The organism is uncultured Pseudosulfitobacter sp. (assembly GCF_963976325.1).
Classification (GTDB): domain Bacteria; phylum Pseudomonadota; class Alphaproteobacteria; order Rhodobacterales; family Rhodobacteraceae; genus Pseudosulfitobacter.
On the sequence record NZ_CAXBJW010000023.1, the window covers coordinates 1 to 17,229 of the forward strand.

Annotated in this window: 14 protein-coding genes; 7 read left to right on the forward strand and 7 right to left on the reverse strand. The window is 63.6% G+C overall.

Annotation, left to right across the window (positions count from 1 at the left end; all coding sequences use genetic code 11):
• From AAC077_RS19670 to AAC077_RS19685, 4 genes are all read right to left on the reverse strand, one after another.
• A partial coding sequence (locus tag AAC077_RS19670) for an ABC transporter ATP-binding protein (RefSeq protein WP_339773477.1) occupies window positions 1–713 on the reverse strand: 713 nt, incomplete at its 3' end.
• A gap of 88 nt (window positions 714–801) precedes the next feature.
• Window positions 802–2,772 (reverse strand): AMP-binding protein, encoded by a 1,971-nt coding sequence (locus AAC077_RS19675; protein ID WP_339773479.1) that lies wholly within the window; start codon window positions 2,770–2,772, stop codon window positions 802–804.
• 172 nt (window positions 2,773–2,944) lie between these two features.
• Window positions 2,945–3,850 (reverse strand): hypothetical protein, encoded by a 906-nt coding sequence (locus AAC077_RS19680; protein WP_339773482.1) that lies wholly within the window; start codon window positions 3,848–3,850, stop codon window positions 2,945–2,947.
• A complete protein-coding gene (locus AAC077_RS19685) occupies window positions 3,835–4,485 on the reverse strand; it encodes a DUF1007 family protein (RefSeq protein ID WP_339773484.1) in 651 nt (216 codons plus the stop codon). The genes AAC077_RS19680 and AAC077_RS19685 overlap by 16 nt, the downstream gene beginning before the upstream one ends.
• 63 nt (window positions 4,486–4,548) lie before the next feature.
• Between AAC077_RS19685 and AAC077_RS19690 the strand changes: the two genes are divergently transcribed.
• Genes AAC077_RS19690 through AAC077_RS19700 form a run of 3 tightly spaced genes read left to right on the forward strand, consistent with a single transcriptional unit; the run spans window position 4,549 to window position 7,450 of the window.
• Window positions 4,549–6,480 (forward strand): PAS-domain containing protein, encoded by a 1,932-nt coding sequence (locus AAC077_RS19690; RefSeq protein ID WP_339773486.1) that lies wholly within the window; start codon window positions 4,549–4,551, stop codon window positions 6,478–6,480.
• Window positions 6,477–7,187, forward strand: a complete 711-nt coding sequence (locus AAC077_RS19695; RefSeq protein WP_339773488.1) for a response regulator transcription factor — start codon at window positions 6,477–6,479, stop codon at window positions 7,185–7,187. The genes AAC077_RS19690 and AAC077_RS19695 overlap by 4 nt, the downstream gene beginning before the upstream one ends.
• 2 nt (window positions 7,188–7,189) lie before the next feature.
• Window positions 7,190–7,450: a WGR domain-containing protein gene (locus tag AAC077_RS19700; RefSeq protein ID WP_051539397.1), complete on the forward strand. Its 261-nt coding sequence runs from the start codon at window positions 7,190–7,192 to the stop codon at window positions 7,448–7,450.
• A 26-nt stretch (window positions 7,451–7,476) separates the two neighbouring features.
• On the opposite strand, the gene AAC077_RS19705 is transcribed toward AAC077_RS19700, so the two are convergent.
• A complete protein-coding gene (locus AAC077_RS19705) occupies window positions 7,477–8,661 on the reverse strand; it encodes a hydantoinase/carbamoylase family amidase (protein WP_339773492.1) in 1,185 nt (394 codons plus the stop codon).
• Window positions 8,662–8,741: 80 nt separating this feature from the next.
• Here AAC077_RS19705 and AAC077_RS19710 point away from each other — a divergent pair, with 80 nt between their 5' ends.
• Complete coding sequence (locus AAC077_RS19710; protein WP_339773494.1) at window positions 8,742–10,445, forward strand: molecular chaperone HscC; 1,704 nt, start codon at window positions 8,742–8,744, stop codon at window positions 10,443–10,445.
• On the forward strand, window positions 10,435–11,568 hold the full coding sequence (locus tag AAC077_RS19715) for a hypothetical protein (RefSeq protein WP_339773496.1): 1,134 nt from the start codon (window positions 10,435–10,437) through the stop codon (window positions 11,566–11,568). Before AAC077_RS19710 ends, AAC077_RS19715 begins: the two co-directional genes overlap by 11 nt.
• A gap of 12 nt (window positions 11,569–11,580) precedes the next feature.
• On the opposite strand, the gene fdhF is transcribed toward AAC077_RS19715, so the two are convergent.
• Together fdhF and AAC077_RS19725 are read right to left on the reverse strand one after the other, a co-directional pair.
• Complete coding sequence (gene fdhF / locus AAC077_RS19720) at window positions 11,581–14,343, reverse strand: formate dehydrogenase subunit alpha (RefSeq protein WP_339773498.1); 2,763 nt, start codon at window positions 14,341–14,343, stop codon at window positions 11,581–11,583.
• A gap of 120 nt (window positions 14,344–14,463) precedes the next feature.
• Entirely contained in the window at window positions 14,464–15,885 is a 1,422-nt protein-coding gene (locus tag AAC077_RS19725) for an MFS transporter (RefSeq protein WP_339773501.1), read from the reverse strand.
• A gap of 153 nt (window positions 15,886–16,038) precedes the next feature.
• On the opposite strand from AAC077_RS19725, the gene AAC077_RS19730 reads away from it, so the two are divergent.
• Together AAC077_RS19730 and AAC077_RS19735 are read left to right on the forward strand one after the other, a co-directional pair.
• The gene (locus tag AAC077_RS19730) at window positions 16,039–16,692 is read left to right on the forward strand and encodes a histidine phosphatase family protein (RefSeq protein WP_339773503.1); all 654 of its coding nucleotides are present in this window, start codon (window positions 16,039–16,041) and stop codon (window positions 16,690–16,692) included.
• A 21-nt stretch (window positions 16,693–16,713) separates the two neighbouring features.
• Window positions 16,714–17,229, forward strand: a 516-nt coding sequence (locus tag AAC077_RS19735; protein ID WP_339773505.1) for a glutathione S-transferase family protein, incomplete at its 3' end; no start/stop codon positions are given.

Sequence of the window (17,229 nt, forward strand, 5' to 3'; positions counted from 1 at the left end):
CGGTCGCTCAGGTCCATGACCACGCCCATGTCGTGCTCGATCAGCGCAATCGTGGTGCCGAATTCGTCGTTCACATCCAGGATAAAGCGGCTCATGTCCTCTTTTTCCTCGACGTTCATGCCCGCCATCGGCTCGTCCAGCAGCAGCAACGACGGCTCGGCGGCCAGTGCGCGCGCCAGTTCGACCCGCTTTTTCAAGCCGTAGGGCAGACGTGCCACCGGCGTCTTGCGGATCGCCTGAATTTCAAGAAAGTCGATGATCTTCTCGGCCACTTCGCGGTTGGCGGTCTCTTCCGCTTCGGCGCGGCCCTTCCACATCGACTGCCAGAACAGGCCGGTCTGCATGTGCGTCAAACGGCCCGTCATCACGTTGTCCAGAACGCTCATGCCTTCGAACAGCGCAATGTTCTGGAACGTCCGTGCAATCCCTTGCCGCGCCACCTGAAACGGCTTCATCGGCGGTCGCGGTTGCCCCTGATAGAACACCTGCCCCTCTTGCGGCACGTAGAACCCCGAGATCACGTTCAACATCGACGATTTACCGGCCCCGTTCGGCCCGATGATCGCCCGGATCTCGCCTTCGCGGATGTCAAACGAGATGTCCTTGATCGCCTCGACGCCGCCAAAGCGCAGGGTGATGTTCTTCATCTCCATCACGACCGGGCCAATCCTGCGCCCGTCTGCGGTTGTGTAGCCTTCTGCCTGATCCAGCATCACACGTCCCCCTGCTTCTCTGGTTCAAAAAAATCCCCCCCGGAGGGCCGGCTTGCCACGGCCCCGTGGCCCACAGATGCAAACCCCATCATTCCGCCGCCATCCGCGTTGCGACCTGCTGAACCGCCGCATCGCGAATTTCCAGCGTCGCCTTGATCGCGCCCTTGCGGCCATCCTCATAGGTCACTTCGGTCACCGTGCTGATCTGCTCGGACCCGTCATAAAGCGCCGTGATGATGTCGTGGAACTTCTCCTCGATCTTCTTGCGGCGCACTTTGCGGGTGCGGGTCAGTTCGCCGTCGTCGGCGTCCAGTTCCTTGTGCAGCACGACAAAGCGGTGGACCTGACAGCCCGACAGCATCTCGTCCTCGGCGACCGAACGGTTGACCGCTTCCACGTGGCTCTGGATCGTGGCCAGCACCTGCGGATGCCCTGCAAGCTCCTGATAGGACGCATAGGCAATGTTGTTGCGCTCGGCCCAGTTGCTGACCGCCGTCAGGTCGATGTTGATGAAAGCGGTGCATTCATCGCGCCCGTTGCCGAACACGACAGCCTCCAGAATATTGGGATAGAACTTCAGCTTGTTCTCGACGTATTTCGGCGCGAACAGCGACCCGTCGGCCATCTTGCCCACATCCTTGGCGCGGTCGATGATGCGCAAGTGGCCTGTATCAGGCTCGATAAAGCCCGCGTCGCCCGTCGCAACCCAGCCTTCGGCGTCCTTGGTGTCGGCGGTGCTTTCGGGGTTCTTATAGTATTCGACGAACACGCCGGGCGAGCGGTAATAGACTTCGCCGGTGTCGTTGATCTTCAACTCGACGCCCGGGCACACCACGCCCACCGTGTCGCTGCGCACCTGTCCGTCCGGCTGCGCAGTGATGTAAACCGTGGCTTCGGTCTGACCGTAAAGCTGTTTCAGGTTGATCCCCAGCGACCGGTAGAAATCAAAGATTTCCGGCCCGATCGCCTCGCCCGCAGTGTAGCCTACGCGCACGCGGGTAAAGCCCAGCGTGTTTTTCAGCGGGCCGTAGACCAGCAGATCACCCAGCTTGTATTTCAGCCGGTCCATCAGGCCCACGGGCTTGCCGTCCAGCAAATCCGGCCCGACCTTGCGCGCATGGGCCATGAAGTGGTCAAACATGCGCTTTTTCAGCGGGCTGGCGTCCTCCATCCGGATCATCACGTTGGTCAGCTGGTTTTCAAACACGCGCGGCGGGGCGAAATAATAGGTCGGCCCGATCTCGCGCAGGTCGGTCATCATCGTCTCGGGGCTTTCGGGGCAGTTGGTGCAATAGCCCGTCCACAGCGCCTGTCCGACGGAAAAGATGAAATCGCCCACCCATGCCATCGGCAGATAGGCCAGAATGTCATCTGTCTGGCGCAGGCCGTCAAATTCCGAACTGGTGCGCGAGGTTTCGATGACATTGCGGTTGCTCAGCACCACGCCCTTTGGGTTGCCGGTGGTGCCGGATGTGTACAACATCACCGCAGTGCTGTCGTAATCCAGCTTGGCAATGCGGGCTTTCATGTCTGCAATCAGGTCTTCACGCTTGGCGCGACCATTGTGCTGGACCTGCTCATAAGACCGCAATTTGTCATGGTCGTATTTGCGCAGGCCGCGCGCATCAAGATAGATCATCTCTTCGAACTGCGGCAGTTGGTCCTGAATTTCCATGACCTTGTCGACCTGCTCCTGGTCGCCCGCCACCACGAACTTGGCACCGCAATGCCCCATGGTATAGGCCATCTCTTCGGCAGCCGCGTCGTTGTACAAGGGGACCGGAATGGCACCGCACATCTGTGCCGACATCATCGCCCAGTACAGCCGGGGCCGGTTGCGCCCGATCACGGCGACGAAATCGCCCTCGGCCACGCCAAGGTCGATCATCCCCAGCGCCAGCGCCTCGATTTCCTCAAGCGCCTGCGACCAGGTCCAGCTTTGCCAGATACCAAACTCTTTTTCGCGATAGGCGGGGGCATCTGCGAACTGGGTCGCATTTCGATGCAGCAACGCCGGTACAGACCGCAGTCCTTCGGCGCCTTCCAGCGTCTTGGTCAATGTGTTCTCCTCCCGAACCCGCCGCTGTTGCCGCGCCGGGCCTTTTCGCGTGACGTGCGAATCCTCCACGCAAATCATGCTGGATGCACACTCGCGGTCAACTTTTTCGGGATGTTTGCTGGATTCTAACGAATTGTTACATGGCGTACGACGGCGGGCAGAGCCTGTCGCCTCAAAGCGCGCGCAACAACAATCCGCCCGCGCCGATCACAACCAGCGCACCGGCGGCCATCTCGACCAGCGGCAGCAAGCCAGCGGCCCACGGCCCCCCCGCCACGCTGCCCAACAGACCGTGCCGCACGCCCACGGCACCCGTGCCCACGGCAACCGTGACAACGGCCGTGCCGATAGACATGGCAAAGACACCGGCAATGCCCGCGCCCGCAATGCCCATGCCATGCGTGATCACCAGCACAAACAGCGCCCCCGTGCAGGGCCGGATCGCCACGCCTGCAATCAACAACAGCGCCTCGCGCAGCGATGTCAGGCCTGCGACCTCTTCGACGCTGGGGGCGTGTCGGTGCCCGCAATGGGTGCAGGTGCCGTCGTCATGGCTGTCCTCGTGGTCGTGGTCGTGCACCGCAGGTCGCCGCAGCATCCGCCGCGCACCGCGCGCCAGCAACCAAAGCCCGATCAGCACAATCGCACCGTAGCTGACGGGGGCCATCACATCCTCGGCCGCACCGACCATCTGGTCACGGGTCAGCGCAAACAGCCACAGCCCGCCTTGCACCAGCACAATCGCCGTCACCGCCTGCCCCAGCGACGACAGCAGCGCAATCGCCCCCAGCCGCCAGACCGTCACCCGACGCCCCAACCCATACCCGCCGATCAGCACCTTGCCATGCCCCGGCCCGACCGCGTGGAAAAAGCCATAGGCGAAGCACACGCCCAGCAGCGTCCAGAACGCGCCCGCGTTGCCCGCCTTGGTGGCGCGCAGGGTCAGCGCCATCTCGTTCTGAAAGGACCGCTGATAGCCGGCTGCCATCTGGCCAATCCCGGCCATCCCGCCACCGGGCCACAGCCACCAGCCCACTGCGGCCAGCAGCGCCAGCAAAGCGATCAGCGGGGCGCGCACGTGATTTCCACGTCGGTGGCAAAGGCCTCGCCCACTTCGGGAAAGCCTTCCTCGATTGCATCCTGATCGCGCCCCAGCTTGGACAGCGCGTCTTGCAACTGTTTCATCCCGGCATCCAGATCGGGCAAGTTGCGCGCAACGGTGCACCCCTCAAGACCCTGCACCGTCACATTCATCGTGACATCATAAGAGGTGTAATAGGTCGGATCGTATGGCTTCAGCGACAGGCTATGACCGGCCAGCATCGGCGCGCCGGCCACGTCGCGCACATGGGTGGTGACCAGACGCCCCTCGCGCATGATCAGCGTGGCATCGCGCGGACCTGACAGCACCAACGCTTCCCCATCCAGCCGGGCCACCAGATCGCCGTTGTACCCGTCGATCCATTGCATGTCGAAACCGCGCAACTGCGCTTCTTCGTCCTTTGTCAGAACGGCGTCGCCATCCGGATCAACGCCCGCATCTTCGGTGACCAGCAGCGAATAGAACGCGTCATAGGCCCAGGTGACCTTGATCGCCTGCAATGCCCCCTTGTCGTCCACAATCGCCGTCAGGCCCGCATCAATAAAGATATGCGGATGCGCCTGCGGCGCCGTGGCAGTGCAGATCAACGCGATTGCGGCAAGGGTTCTCATGGCGCAATCTGTACCCATCTTCGCTGGCCCGCGCAAACCACCCCTTTGCGATTGCCGCCCGCGATGCTACCCCCATCGGCGGAGGATCGCCACGTGCCACGCAACGATGACCAGAACAGGGCGCTGACCACCGCCGGGCTGAACCTGATCGCCCAGGCGCTGTCTATCTATGACAACGACCTGCGCCTGTCGGTCTGCAATGTGGCCTTTCAGCAGATGTTCCGCCTGCCCGATGCGCTGGTGCAACCCGGTGCGACATTCGAGGACACCATCCGCCACATCGCCACCCACGGCGAATACGGCCCCATCGACGACATCGAAGCCTTTGTCGCCGAACGTGTCCGCACCGCCCGCGCGTTCGAACCGCATTACATGGAGCGCACCCGCGCCAACGGGCGCACCATCTCGGTCGAGGGCGCGCCGCTGCCGCAGGGCGGCTGGGTCACGGTCTATACCGACATCACCCGCACCAAGGATCAGGAACACATGCTGCGCGCGCGGTCCGATGCGCTGTCGGATATGGTTCTGTCCCGCTCGGAAGAGCTGGCCGCGACCAACCGCCAGCTTTCGGCCACAGTCGCCGCGCTGGAAGAGGCCAAGCGCGAGCTGACCGAGATGGAAGCGCGCACCCGTCTGGTGACAGAAATGATGCCCGCGCACATCGCCCATGTCGATGAAACCGGGCACTACACCTATACCAACCGCCGCCTGTCCAGCATCCTGCCCGACCGCCCCAGCGACCTGATGGGCCTGCACATTTCTGACGCGTTGGGGGCCACCAACCACGCGATGATCGCGCCGCATCTTCAGGCCGCGTACGAAGGTCGACCGTCGGTGTTTGAATTCACCGACGGCCCCAGCGCCCGCCGCATCCGCGCCGCCTTTACCCCCGATACAGCGCAGGGGGCTTATATCCTGTCGATGGACGTCACCGAAGAAACCCAGGCCCGCGTCGCCTTGCAACAAAACCGCAAGCGGGCGCTGGCGGCGCAAATGACATCCGGCCTGGCGCATGATTTCTCGAACCTGCTGACCATCATCCTGGGCCTGCAAAGCAAGCTTGAGCGGATGGACGACCTGCCCGACGGTGCCGTCCCCCTGATCGAAGGCACCCGCGCCGCCGCCCGTCGTGGCGGTCATCTGCTCGATGGCATTGCCAACGCCACCGCCGCCCGCGTGCTGCGGCCCGGTCCGGTCGAGGTGGCAGGCCTGCTGGCGGACGTGGCCACGCTGGCCTCGCCCACGTTGCCCGCGGGTCAGACGCTGCGCGTGGACTGCACCCTGCCACCGGGTCCGCTGCTGCTGGACACCGGCATGGTACAGGACAGCCTGCTGAACCTGATCCTGAACGCCCGCGACGCTTGCGGGGCCAAGGGCACGATCACCCTGACTGCCGCCGCCATCGGTGAAACCTGGGTCGAATTCACCGTCACCGACACCGGTCCCGGCTTCTCGGACGAGGCGCTGCACAAGGCGTGCGATCCGTTCTTTACCACCAAGGGCGGCGAAGGCTCGGGGCTGGGGCTGCCGATGGTCTATGACATGACCAAAACCGCTGGCGGACACCTTGGGCTGCACAACACCATGATCGGGGCCGAGGTGCGCCTGCGCCTGCCCCTGAACCGGCCCGCGCCGGTCACCGGCGGCATGGTCCTGCTGGTCGAAGACCGCGACGACCTGCGCGCGCTGTACCGCGACATGCTGATGGGCCTGGGCCATTCCGTGATCGAGGCCGCCAGCGTCGACGAGGCAACGGCACTGACCGCCGCCCTGCCCGACATCGGCCTGATCCTCAGCGACATCCGGCTGGGGGCCGCCTCGGGGATTGATCTGGTGGACCGGTTGAAAGACGCAGGCACACCGATCATCCTGATGACCTCGCTGCCCGTGTCCGACCCGATGCACCGCGCCGCCCTGACCCGCGCGCCGGTGCTGCAAAAACCCTTTTGTGCGGATGATCTTGCCGCACTTCTGATGCCGCAGGCCGCACAATGACCAAATCCGACAGCCCCCTTGTGACAATTCTGGACGACGAACCCGCCATTCGCACAATGCTGGCCGACGCATTGGAAGAGGCGGGGTTTCGCACCCTCAGCTTTGCCCGCGCCTCGGCCTTCGAAGCGGCGTTGAAAACCCACAAGCCCGATGTCTGCCTTGTCGATCTGGGCCTGCCCGACACCGACGGGCTGACCATCGTGCACCGTCTGGCGCTGGAACAGGGGGCCACGGTCATCATCATCTCGGGCCGCGCACAGGTGCAGGACAAGGTGACGGGGCTGGAGCTGGGGGCGGATGATTACATCATCAAACCCTTTGATCCCGCCGAGGTCGTCGCCCGCGTCCGCGCCCGCCTGCGATCCAACCACCAGCCCACCCACAGCGGCAACACCGCCCGGTTCAAGGGGTGGACGGCCCTGTTCGAACGCTACGCGCTGGTTGACGATGCAGGCGACGAAACCCCCTTTTCCCACGCCGAGGGCGAAGTGTTGCGGCTTTTCCTGTCCAGTCCGCGCCGCCTGATCTCGCGGGCGCAGATGCAGGAATCGCTCGGCGGAGGTGCCGGAGAAAGCTTTGACCGCGCGATGGATGTGCGCATCTCGCGGCTGCGCACAAAACTGCGCGAAGACCCGAAAAATCCACAATTGATCAAGACAATCTACGGCGCAGGTTATATCTTTCTCGGAGACGTTCACTGGAGCTGACGATGCTGCAAGCCCTTCTTTACCGCACCGGCAAGGCCCGCCCGTTGTTCTACCGCGTCGAAATTTCGCGCAACCTGTTCGAAGAGGCATCCGTGACCCGCGAATGGGGCGCGGTTGGCGGCACGCCGCGCACGATCACCTCGTGCCACACCGACCTGCGCGCCGCATCACAGGTCGCCGACACCTACCGCCAGCGCGCCCTGCAACGCGGATACATACGCGACACCGTCCCCCTTCATCTTGCCAAACAAACTCCGGGGTGAGGCCGCAGGCCGAGGGGCAGCGCCCCTTATCCGGCCCGCAGCTGATCCACCGCCCGCGCCATCACGCGCAGACCCGCGACCAGATCCTCCTCGGCCGTGTCTTCCTCGAACGCATGGCTGATCCCGCCAATCGACGGCACGAACAGCATCGCCACCGGCATCAGCCGTGACAGGTTGGTCGCATCATGCAGCGCCCCCGAGGGCATGACGCGCCACTTGCCCGGCGCCTCCACTTCGGCGGCCCCCTCCAGCGCGCCACGCAGGCGCGCGTCCATCTGCACCGGCTCCAGCCCCAGCATCGGCCCGAACGCCACCGTCATGTTCCGCTCTGCCGCGATCTCTTCGGCCAGGTCGCGAATGATCTTCTCCATCCGCACCAACCGGTCGCCCTCGCCGTCGCGCCACTGCATCGAAAACCGTACCTGTCCGGGCACGATGGACGAGGCATTGGGTGACAGCGACACATGGCCAATGGTCCACACGGTGCTGGGCGTCACCACATTGCGCAGCCGGTCGTTCAGCGCCGTGTTGAACGCACTCAGCGCCTGGAACGCATCCTGGCGCAGGTGCATCGGCGTGGTGCCCGCGTGGTTCTGCTGGCCGGTCATGGTGATGACCATGTCGCGGATGCCGACGATATGTTCCACCACGCCGATCTGTTCGCCATTGGCCTCCAGATACGGCCCCTGTTCGATGTGCATCTCGATATAGCCGGTGAACTGCGCCGGATCGACGGGGCCGGTGACCATATCCGCCATGGCCTGCCGCGCCTCGGCCAGCGATTGGCCCGCATGATCCTCCAGCGCATCCGCCGTGTCCTGCGCCAGGTTGCCCGACCAGACGGCACTGCCCGTGGTCACGCCGAACCGGCCCTCTTCGTCCTGAAACGACACCACCGACACGCCGCCGCCCGCCGCGCGGGCAATCTCCAGCGCCGCAATCACGCCCAGCGCACCGTCCAGCCATCCGCCCGTCGGCTGGCTGTCGCTGTGCGACCCCAACAGGATCGACGGCCCGTCCGCCAGCCCGAACAGGTTGCCCATCGCGTCCATCTCGACCCGCAGCCCCGCGTCACGCATCTGATCGGCCAGCCACGCACGCGCCGCAACATCCGGTTCGGAATAGGCAGGCCGCACCACGCCCACCCCTTGCGCGCCAAAACGGCGCAATGTGTGCAAATCCTTCAGAAACCGCTGACCGTCTACCTGCATATTCATCCCCCCGCGGTTGACCACCGCCCTTGCCCACGAAATAACGTGGGCAACATGCCCTGCCACAAGGTAAAAAGTCCATGGCCCAGCCCATTATCGGTATTGATCTTGGCACCACCAACTCGTTGATCGCCGTGTTCGAAGACGGCGCGCCGCGCCTGCTGGCCAATGCGTTGGGCCACAGCCTGACGCCTTCTGTGGTATCTCTTGAGGGCGACAAAGTGCTGGTGGGCGACGCCGCGCGCGATCGCCAGACCACCCACCCCAAGGACACAGCCGCCGCATTCAAACGCGCCATGGGGACAGACACGACATTTCAGCTGGGCCGCAAGAAATTGCGGGCCGAGGAACTGTCCTCGCTGGTGCTGCGCAAGCTCAAGGACGACGCCGAGGCGGCCCTTGGCCAGACCATCCGCGATGTGGTCGTGTCCGTGCCCGCCTATTTCAATCAGGGCCAGCGTCAGGCGACGATGGCCGCCTGCGCCATGGCCGGCTTGAACGCGGTGAGGCTGGTCAACGAACCCACGGCGGCGGCGCTGGCATACGGCCTGCAAGATCGGGACGGCGAAAGCCAGTTTCTGGTCTTTGACCTTGGCGGTGGCACTTTTGACGTGACCGTGCTGGAACATTTCGACGGCGTGATGGAGGTCAAAGCCTCGTCCGGCGATGCCTTTCTGGGCGGCGAGGATTTCTCGGAAGCGCTGGCCAAGGCGATGGCGGACAAGATCGGCACACCCTGGGCCAAGCTGGGCAAGGACGCCCAGCACCAGTTGCGCCTGCAAGCCGATGTGGCCAAGCGGCATCTAAGCGGCAAGGACGACTTCGAAGCCCGCCTGAAACTTGACGGCGCGCACCACACCCTCAGCCTCAGCCGCGCCGATTTCGAGACCGCCTGCGCCGCGCTGATCAAACGCCTGCACCGCCCGATCGAGCGGTGTTTTTACGACACCGGCCTTGATACCGACGCGCTGGACCGCGTCATTCTTGTGGGCGGCGCCACCCGCATGCCGATGATCCGCCAGATGGTCGCCCGCCAGTTCAAGCGGCTGCCGGAAATGACCATCGACCCCGATCATGCGGTGGCGCTGGGGGCGGCGGTACAGGCGGCGCTGGTTGCTGAAGACCGCGCGCTGGACGACGTGGTGATGACCGATGTCTCGCCCTTCTCGGTGGGCATCGAAACCGCGACCAAGCTGAAAAACGGCACCGTCATCGGCGGCTTCTTCCAACCGATCATCGAACGCAACACACCCCTGCCCGCGTCGCGGCAAAGCAGCTTTTCAACGATGGACGACAACCAGACCCAACTGCGCGTCGACATCTATCAGGGCGAGGCCCCCAAGGTCAGCGATAACGTGCATCTGGGCCAGTTCAATCTGGACGTGCCCAAAGGCAAGGCCGGCCACGAGGGCATGTTCGTGCGCATCACCTATGATCCGTCGGGCCTGATCGAGGTCGAGGCAACGTCGATCAGCACCGGCAAAAAAGCGGGGCTGGTGATCCGCGACAACGTGTCGAACCTGACCGAGGCAGACATCGCCAAACGGCTGAAACAAATGCAGACGTTCAAGATGCACCCGCGCGAGGACGAGGAAAACACCGCCTTTCTGGCCCGTATTCGCCGCCTGTACGAAATGGCCACCGGTGACGACCGGCACCTGTTGCAAGGCATGTTGATGGAATTCGAAAGCGCGCTCGAAGGGCAGGACCCCGCCGAGATTTCGCGGATGCGCGGCGACATGGGCGAAACGCTGGACCGGATCGACGATTACTATGTCTCCTAGGTGGCCATGGTCCGAACTGGGCCTTGAGAAACGCGCAACCGAACGCGAGGTCAAACGCGCCTATGCCGCGCGGCTGAAACAGATCGACCGCAACGATCCCGACGCCTTTGGCGCGCTGCGCGATGCCTTTGCCGCGGCCAAGACAGGGGCGCTGAAAGAAAAGGCCGCCCCCAAGCGCCCGCGCATGGCCGACATTGTGGAAGGACGCACAGGGCTGGATTCCCTACCGGATGATGCACCGCCCATCCCACTGCAAGAGCCGCTCAGGCCGCCCCCCGTCCAACCCGAAACCCACGTGCCGGACACCGCGCCAGAACCCGAAACACCGGTCGATCCAGGCAAACACCCTGAACCCGCGCAGCCCAAACCCGCGCAACCGTGGGGTATCGCCATTGGCCAGCTTGACGCCATGGCGCAAGAGGACCCGGCCAAGGCACAGTCGATATTCCAGACCAAATTCAATGACGCGCTGCGCAACACGTACTGGGATACCAAAGCTCTGGATGCGCTGCTGTCTTTGGACATGTCCCATGATCTGACGCTACGCCGCTCTCTTGAAGCGCATCTTTACGATACGCTTCAAACGCGACTGAAAGATCCCGAAACAGGCTATCCCACCGAAATGGCCGTTGTCATCGAAACCCATTTCCAATGGGCCACCGACGGTGTCGGCGCCAGCAAACGGCTGGGCTGGCGACAAGACTATCAACTGCTGATGTATGGCCACGCGCGGTCTGTGCCGCAGACCTCAAGGCCCGTCAGCACGAAGACTTCGAAAAACAAGGAAACATACTTTTGGCACAAGGCCGCTATCTTCGCTGTGCTTTGGTTGCTGTCGCTAAGCGTGCAACGAATGCGCGGGCCAGAAGATTACGTCATCCAGATCATCGCTCTGGCGGTCCTTTTCATGTTCCTGCGTTGGCTGACCATGCTGGGGATTGCCGTCATTTCCAAACTCGCCCGCACGCTCAGACTGTCTGGCACCGCGGTACGCTTGGCCGCCTGGGCCTTTCCCGCGACCACGCAGAAACTGAACACCAGCGCAGAGTTCCGCAAGCTGGGCATTTTTGCCCTGACTGCGGTGGTGGCGGTGATTCTGTACCTGCTCGACAAATACGCCTGACCCCGCCACCGCCTACTCGGCGGCCACAGCCTCAGCCGCCTCGACCCTTACTGCCGAGAATTTGAACTCGGGGATCTTGCCGTATGGGTCCACCGCCGAATTGGTCAGGATGTTCGCCGCCGCCTCGACATAGGCAAAGGGCAGGAACACCATATCCGGGGCAACCGCGCGATCCTCGCGGGCCATCACCGTGATGCTGCCCCGCTTTGTGGTCAACCGCACGTGCCCGCCCGCCGCCACACCCAGCTTGCGCAGGGTCGACGGGTGCAGCGAACAGTTCGCCTCGGGTTCAATCCCGTCCAGCACCGTGGCGCGGCGGGTCATCGACCCGGTGTGCCAATGCTCCAACTGCCGGCCCGTGGTCAGGATCATCGGATATTCCGCATCCGGCACATCATCGGGCGCAATCACCGCCGCAGGGGTGAATTTCGCCCGCCCGTCCTTGCGCGGGAACCCGTCACCAAAGACGATGGCCTGACCAGGATCGGTCGGAGACAACGACGGATAGGTTACCACGTTCTGTGTCTCAAGCCGGTCCCAGGTGATGTTGTCCAGCGACGGCATGTTCAGCGCCATCTCGGCAAAGACCTCGGATGGGTTGGTATAGGTCCAGCCCAACCCCAACCGCTTGGCCAGTTCGACCTCGATCCACCAGTCCTCGCGCGCCTCACCCGGCGGGGTCACCGCCGCGCGGCCCATCTGGACCTGACGGTTGGTGTTGGTCACTGTGCCCGTCTTCTCGGCAAAGGCCGATGCCGGCAGGATTACGTCGGCATAGTTCGCGGTTTCGGTGATGAAAATATCCTGCACCACCAGATGGTCCAGCTTGGCCAGCGCATCGCGGGCGTGTTCCACGTCGGGGTCGGACATGGCGGGGTTTTCGCCCAGCACATACATCGCCTTGATGTCGCCCGCGTGCACCGCGTCCATGATCTCGGTCACGGTCAGTCCCTTCTCGGCCGAGAAATCCTCCGTGCCCCAAACCTCGGTAAAGGCACGGCGCACGCCTTCGTCGGTGACGTCCTGATAATCGGGCAGGAACATCGGGATCAGCCCCGCATCGGACGCGCCCTGCACGTTGTTCTGGCCCCGCAGCGGGTGCAGCCCCGACCCGGGCCGCCCCACCTGCCCCGTCATCAGCGCCAGCGAGATCAGGCAGCGGCTGTTGTCGGTGCCGTGGATGTGCTGCGACACGCCCATGCCCCAGAAAATCATCGCCGCCTTGGCCCCGGCAAAGGTCCGCGCCACATCGCGCAGCATTTCCGCGTCAATGCCGCACATCGGGGCCATTTTCTCGGGGCTGAAATCCTTCAGGTGCGCCTTTTCGGCCTCCCAGTTCTCGGTATAGGCGTCGATGTATTGCTGGTCGTACAGCCCTTCCTCGACAATCGTGTGCATGATCGCGTTCAGCATCGACACATCCGCACCGGGGCGGAATTGCAGCATGTGGCTGGCAAAGCGTTTCAGCGCCTGCCCGCGCGGGTCCATCACGATCAGCTTGCCGCCGCGCTTGGTGAACTGTTTGAAATAGGTCGCCGCAACGGGGTGGTTTTCAATCGGGTTGGCCCCGATCACGATGGCCACATCGGCGTTCTCGATCTCGTTGAACGTGGCCGTAACGGCACCGCTGCCCACGTTCTCCATCAGCGCCGCCACCGACGACGCGTGGCACAGCCGCGTGCAATGATCGACGTTGTTGTGGCCAAAGCCTTGGCGGATCATCTTCTGGAACAGGTATGCCTCTTCATTGGTGCATTTCGCACTGCCAAAGCCTGCCACCTCGCGGCCCCGCCCCTTCATGCCGGCGGCGGCAAAATCCAGCGCCTCTTCCCATGACGCCTCGCGGAAATGGGTCTGCCAGTTGTCCGGGTCCACGTTCAGCCCCTTGGCAGGCGCATCATCGCGGCGGATCAGCGGTTTGGTCAGGCGGTGATCGTGGTGGATATAGTCAAAGCCAAAGCGCCCCTTGACGCACAACCGGCCCTCGTTCGCGGGGCCATTGATACCCTCGACGTATTTCACCTTGCCGTCCTTGACCTTCAGGCTGATCTGGCAGCCGACGCCGCAGAACGGGCAGATGCTGTCGACCTCATCGTCGAAATCCGCGCTGTCACCTACCTGATCCGCGTCCACGACCGTGGCGGGCATCAACGCCCCCGTCGGACAGGCCTGCACACATTCGCCGCAGGCCACACAGGTGCTGTCGCCCATCGGGTCGTCCATATCAAAGACGGGATAAGCATCATGCCCGCGCCCGGCCATACCGATCACGTCGTTCACCTGCACCTCGCGGCAGGCGCGCACGCACAGCCCGCATTGAATGCAGGCATCCAGGTTCACGCGCATCGCCACGTGGCTGTCGTCCAGCAGCGGAATACGGCCCTCTTCCAGCTTCGGGAAACGGATTTCGCTGACACCGTTCAGCGCGGCCATATCCCACAGGTGGGCGGATTTGTCGTGGGCGACGTCCCGGGCGGGCTGGTCTGTCACCAGCATTTCGACCACCATCTTGCGCGCGGTTTCGGCACGGGCGGAATTGGTGGTGACGACCATGCCCTCGCTGGGTTCGCGGATGCAGGACGCGGCCAACACACGCTCACCCTCGATCTCGACCATGCAGGCGCGGCAGTTGCCGTCCGGGCGGTAGCCGGGGGCCGGTTTGTGGCACAAATGCGGGATGACCAGACCGCGGCCATTGGCCACTTCCCAGATGGTCAGACCGGCCTCGGCCTCAACCTCTTGTCCGTCCAGCACAAACTTTACCACGTCCGACATCGCTCTTGCCTCCCAAAGCACTCCCCCCTTCTATCAACACGCGCGCAGGCGCGGGACTCCCATTCCCGACGCCCGAACCCGAATTTGCGCCACTGGCGTTTCCGATAAAGGTCGCACCGTTCACTTGCGCACAAAAGCCAGCGTTGCCACCAGCCCCAGCGCCGCCAGCGGCAGGCAGGCGATGTAAACCCATTCGGCCACCCGCACGGCGCTAGGGCCGGTGGTCATGGTCAGGATGCCTGCCGCATTGGCCACCAACCCCACATAAACCGCGCCCAGTGCATAGCCCAACCGCTGCACCGTGGGGATTGCCCCCGCGATACGTTGCAGATCGGCAGGCGGCACCAGCGCCTCGGTCCGGCGCAACACGAATGTCCACGCCATGCCAAAACCGATCCCCTCGATCAGGGCAATCAACGCGATCAGCCACAGCGGCCCCTGCGGCACCGCATACAGCATCCCCGGCACGCTGGCCGCGACCAACCCCATGCCCAGCGCAATCATCATCCGGTCGGTGCGCTCGGACAATCCACTGACAAGGATCGCAGCCAGCGTCCAACCGATCGACCCGCAGCTGACCACGTAACCGACGGTCAGCGCGGGCGCGTCGTGAATCGCCGTGATCAGCAACGGGCCAAAGGCCGCAATTGCGATGGTGGCCATGGACAGCGTGACAATCATCACCAACGCCGCCCCGATCCGCGTGCGCAGATCAAAGGGCCGACGCGGCAACATCCGGCTGTCGCCCGCACGCGCGTCCAGCCACAGGAACAGGCCAAGGGCCGCGATCCCGCACAGGATCGTCACACCGCTGCGCAAGGGGGCGATGCTGACTCCGCTGGCCGCGATCAGCAGGATGGCAATGCAAAGCAGCATAAGCCGGCGAAACGGAAACACGGCCCCGGCGCTTTGCTGCGGTGCAGGCTCGTTTTGCGGACGCATGAAAATCCACACACCCAGACCAAACGCCACCGCACCAAAGCACACAAACCCCCAGCGCCACGTCGCATAGGCGACAAATGCACCGCCAAAAAGCGGCCCTAAAAAGGACGAAACGCCCCAGATCGTCGATACAACCGCCAGCGCCCGCGCGGCATAACGGCGGGGGAACAGCACGCCGATGGCGATAAAACACATCGCCACCATGCCGCCGCCGCCCAGCCCTTGCAGCGTGCGCCCGACCAGAAACAGCGCCATCGTCGGGCTGACGGCACTGACCAGACAGCCCAGCCCGAACATCCCCGCCGCCAGCGCCATCGGATGCCGCAATCCGATCCGGATGGTCAGGATCGCGCTGGCAGCGCCCGCCACGATCGAGCCCATCTCGTACAGCGACACCGCCAGCCCGACCAACGACGCGCCCTGGATGTCGGCCACAATCGACGGCAGCATCGTGGCCACGATCAAACTGTCGGCGGCGTGCAGCATCACCGCAAGGCTGACCAGAATCAGCGCGGCCGTGTGCCCGCCGCTCAGAAACTCACGCCACGAAACATAGGCTTCCGGCACGGGTGTGGTGATTATATCGGGGGCTTGGGTCATCGTCTTCTCCTACTGACGATGACCTATGTAATTGCTCAACCCTACTTGAGATCAAGCCACATTTTACCCGAATTTGGTTTGCGTGCACCCGCGCGGCACTTTCCACGCCCGCGCTCCTCGCCTACAACGGCGTCAAAGCGCGAAAGGCTGCCCATGTCCCACATCACTCTTATCCGGCACGGTCAGGCCAATTCCGGTGCCACCGACGAAGAATCCTATGACCGCCTGTCGCCCCTGGGCTTTCAGCAAGCCGCATGGCTGGGTGCCCATATGCGCGATACCGGCCAGCACCACATGCGGCTTTATACCGGCACATTGCGCCGTCATATCGAAACCGCCGACGCGATGGAAACGGGGCTGACGCCGATCCGTGATGCGCGACTGAACGAGCTGGAGTATTTCAACCTGGCCGCCGCCCTGCGCGACGAACAGGGCATACCGATCCCAACCGAACAGGTCGAATTCACGGCCCACCTGCCGCGTGTCTTTGCCGCCTGGCAGAACGGCGAAATCGTCAATGTGCCCGAGACATTTGAACAATTCGAAACCCGTGTCAGCGAAGCATTGACCGAGATTGCCGCCGGCGATGGCCCTGCCCTGGTGATCACATCCGGCGGGCTGATTTCGATGGCGATGCGTCAGCACATGGGGCTGGACATCCGCGCCATGGCCAATCTGGCGTTGGCGATCATGAACACCTCGCAGCACCGGTTGTTCCCGGTGGGCGGCACGTGGTCACCCGTTCTGTTCAACGCGGTGCCGCATCTGGAACACCCCGACCGGCACCACGCCCAAACCCACGTTTGACCCTTTCAGAAAGCCACGCACATGCATCTGTATTACGCCCCCGGCACCATCTCGATTGCCGTCGCCATCACGCTGGAAGAGGCAGGGTTGGACTATACCACCACCAAGGTCAGCTTTGCCGACGCCGAGCAGACCAAAGCCCCGTATCTGGCCAAGAACCCCAAGGGCCGCGTGCCCACGCTTGAGGTGCAGGGCCAGATGCTGACCGAAACCGGCGCACTGCTGGATTACATCGCCGCCAGCGCCCCGCAGGCCGGTCTTGTGCCCGCCAACCCGCTGGATGCGGTGCACATGCGCAGCGTCATGTACTATCTGGCCTCGACGATGCACATCAACCACGCCCACAAGATGCGCGGCAGCCGCTGGGCGGACCAACAGTCCAGCTTTGACGACATGAAAGCCAAGGTGCCGCAGACCATGGCGACCTCGGCGCGCTATATCGAAGATCACGCGCTGAAAGGTCCGTTTGTGATGGGCGACACCCTGTCGCTGGCCGATCCCTACCTGTTCGTGGTCTGCAACTGGCTGAAGGGCGAT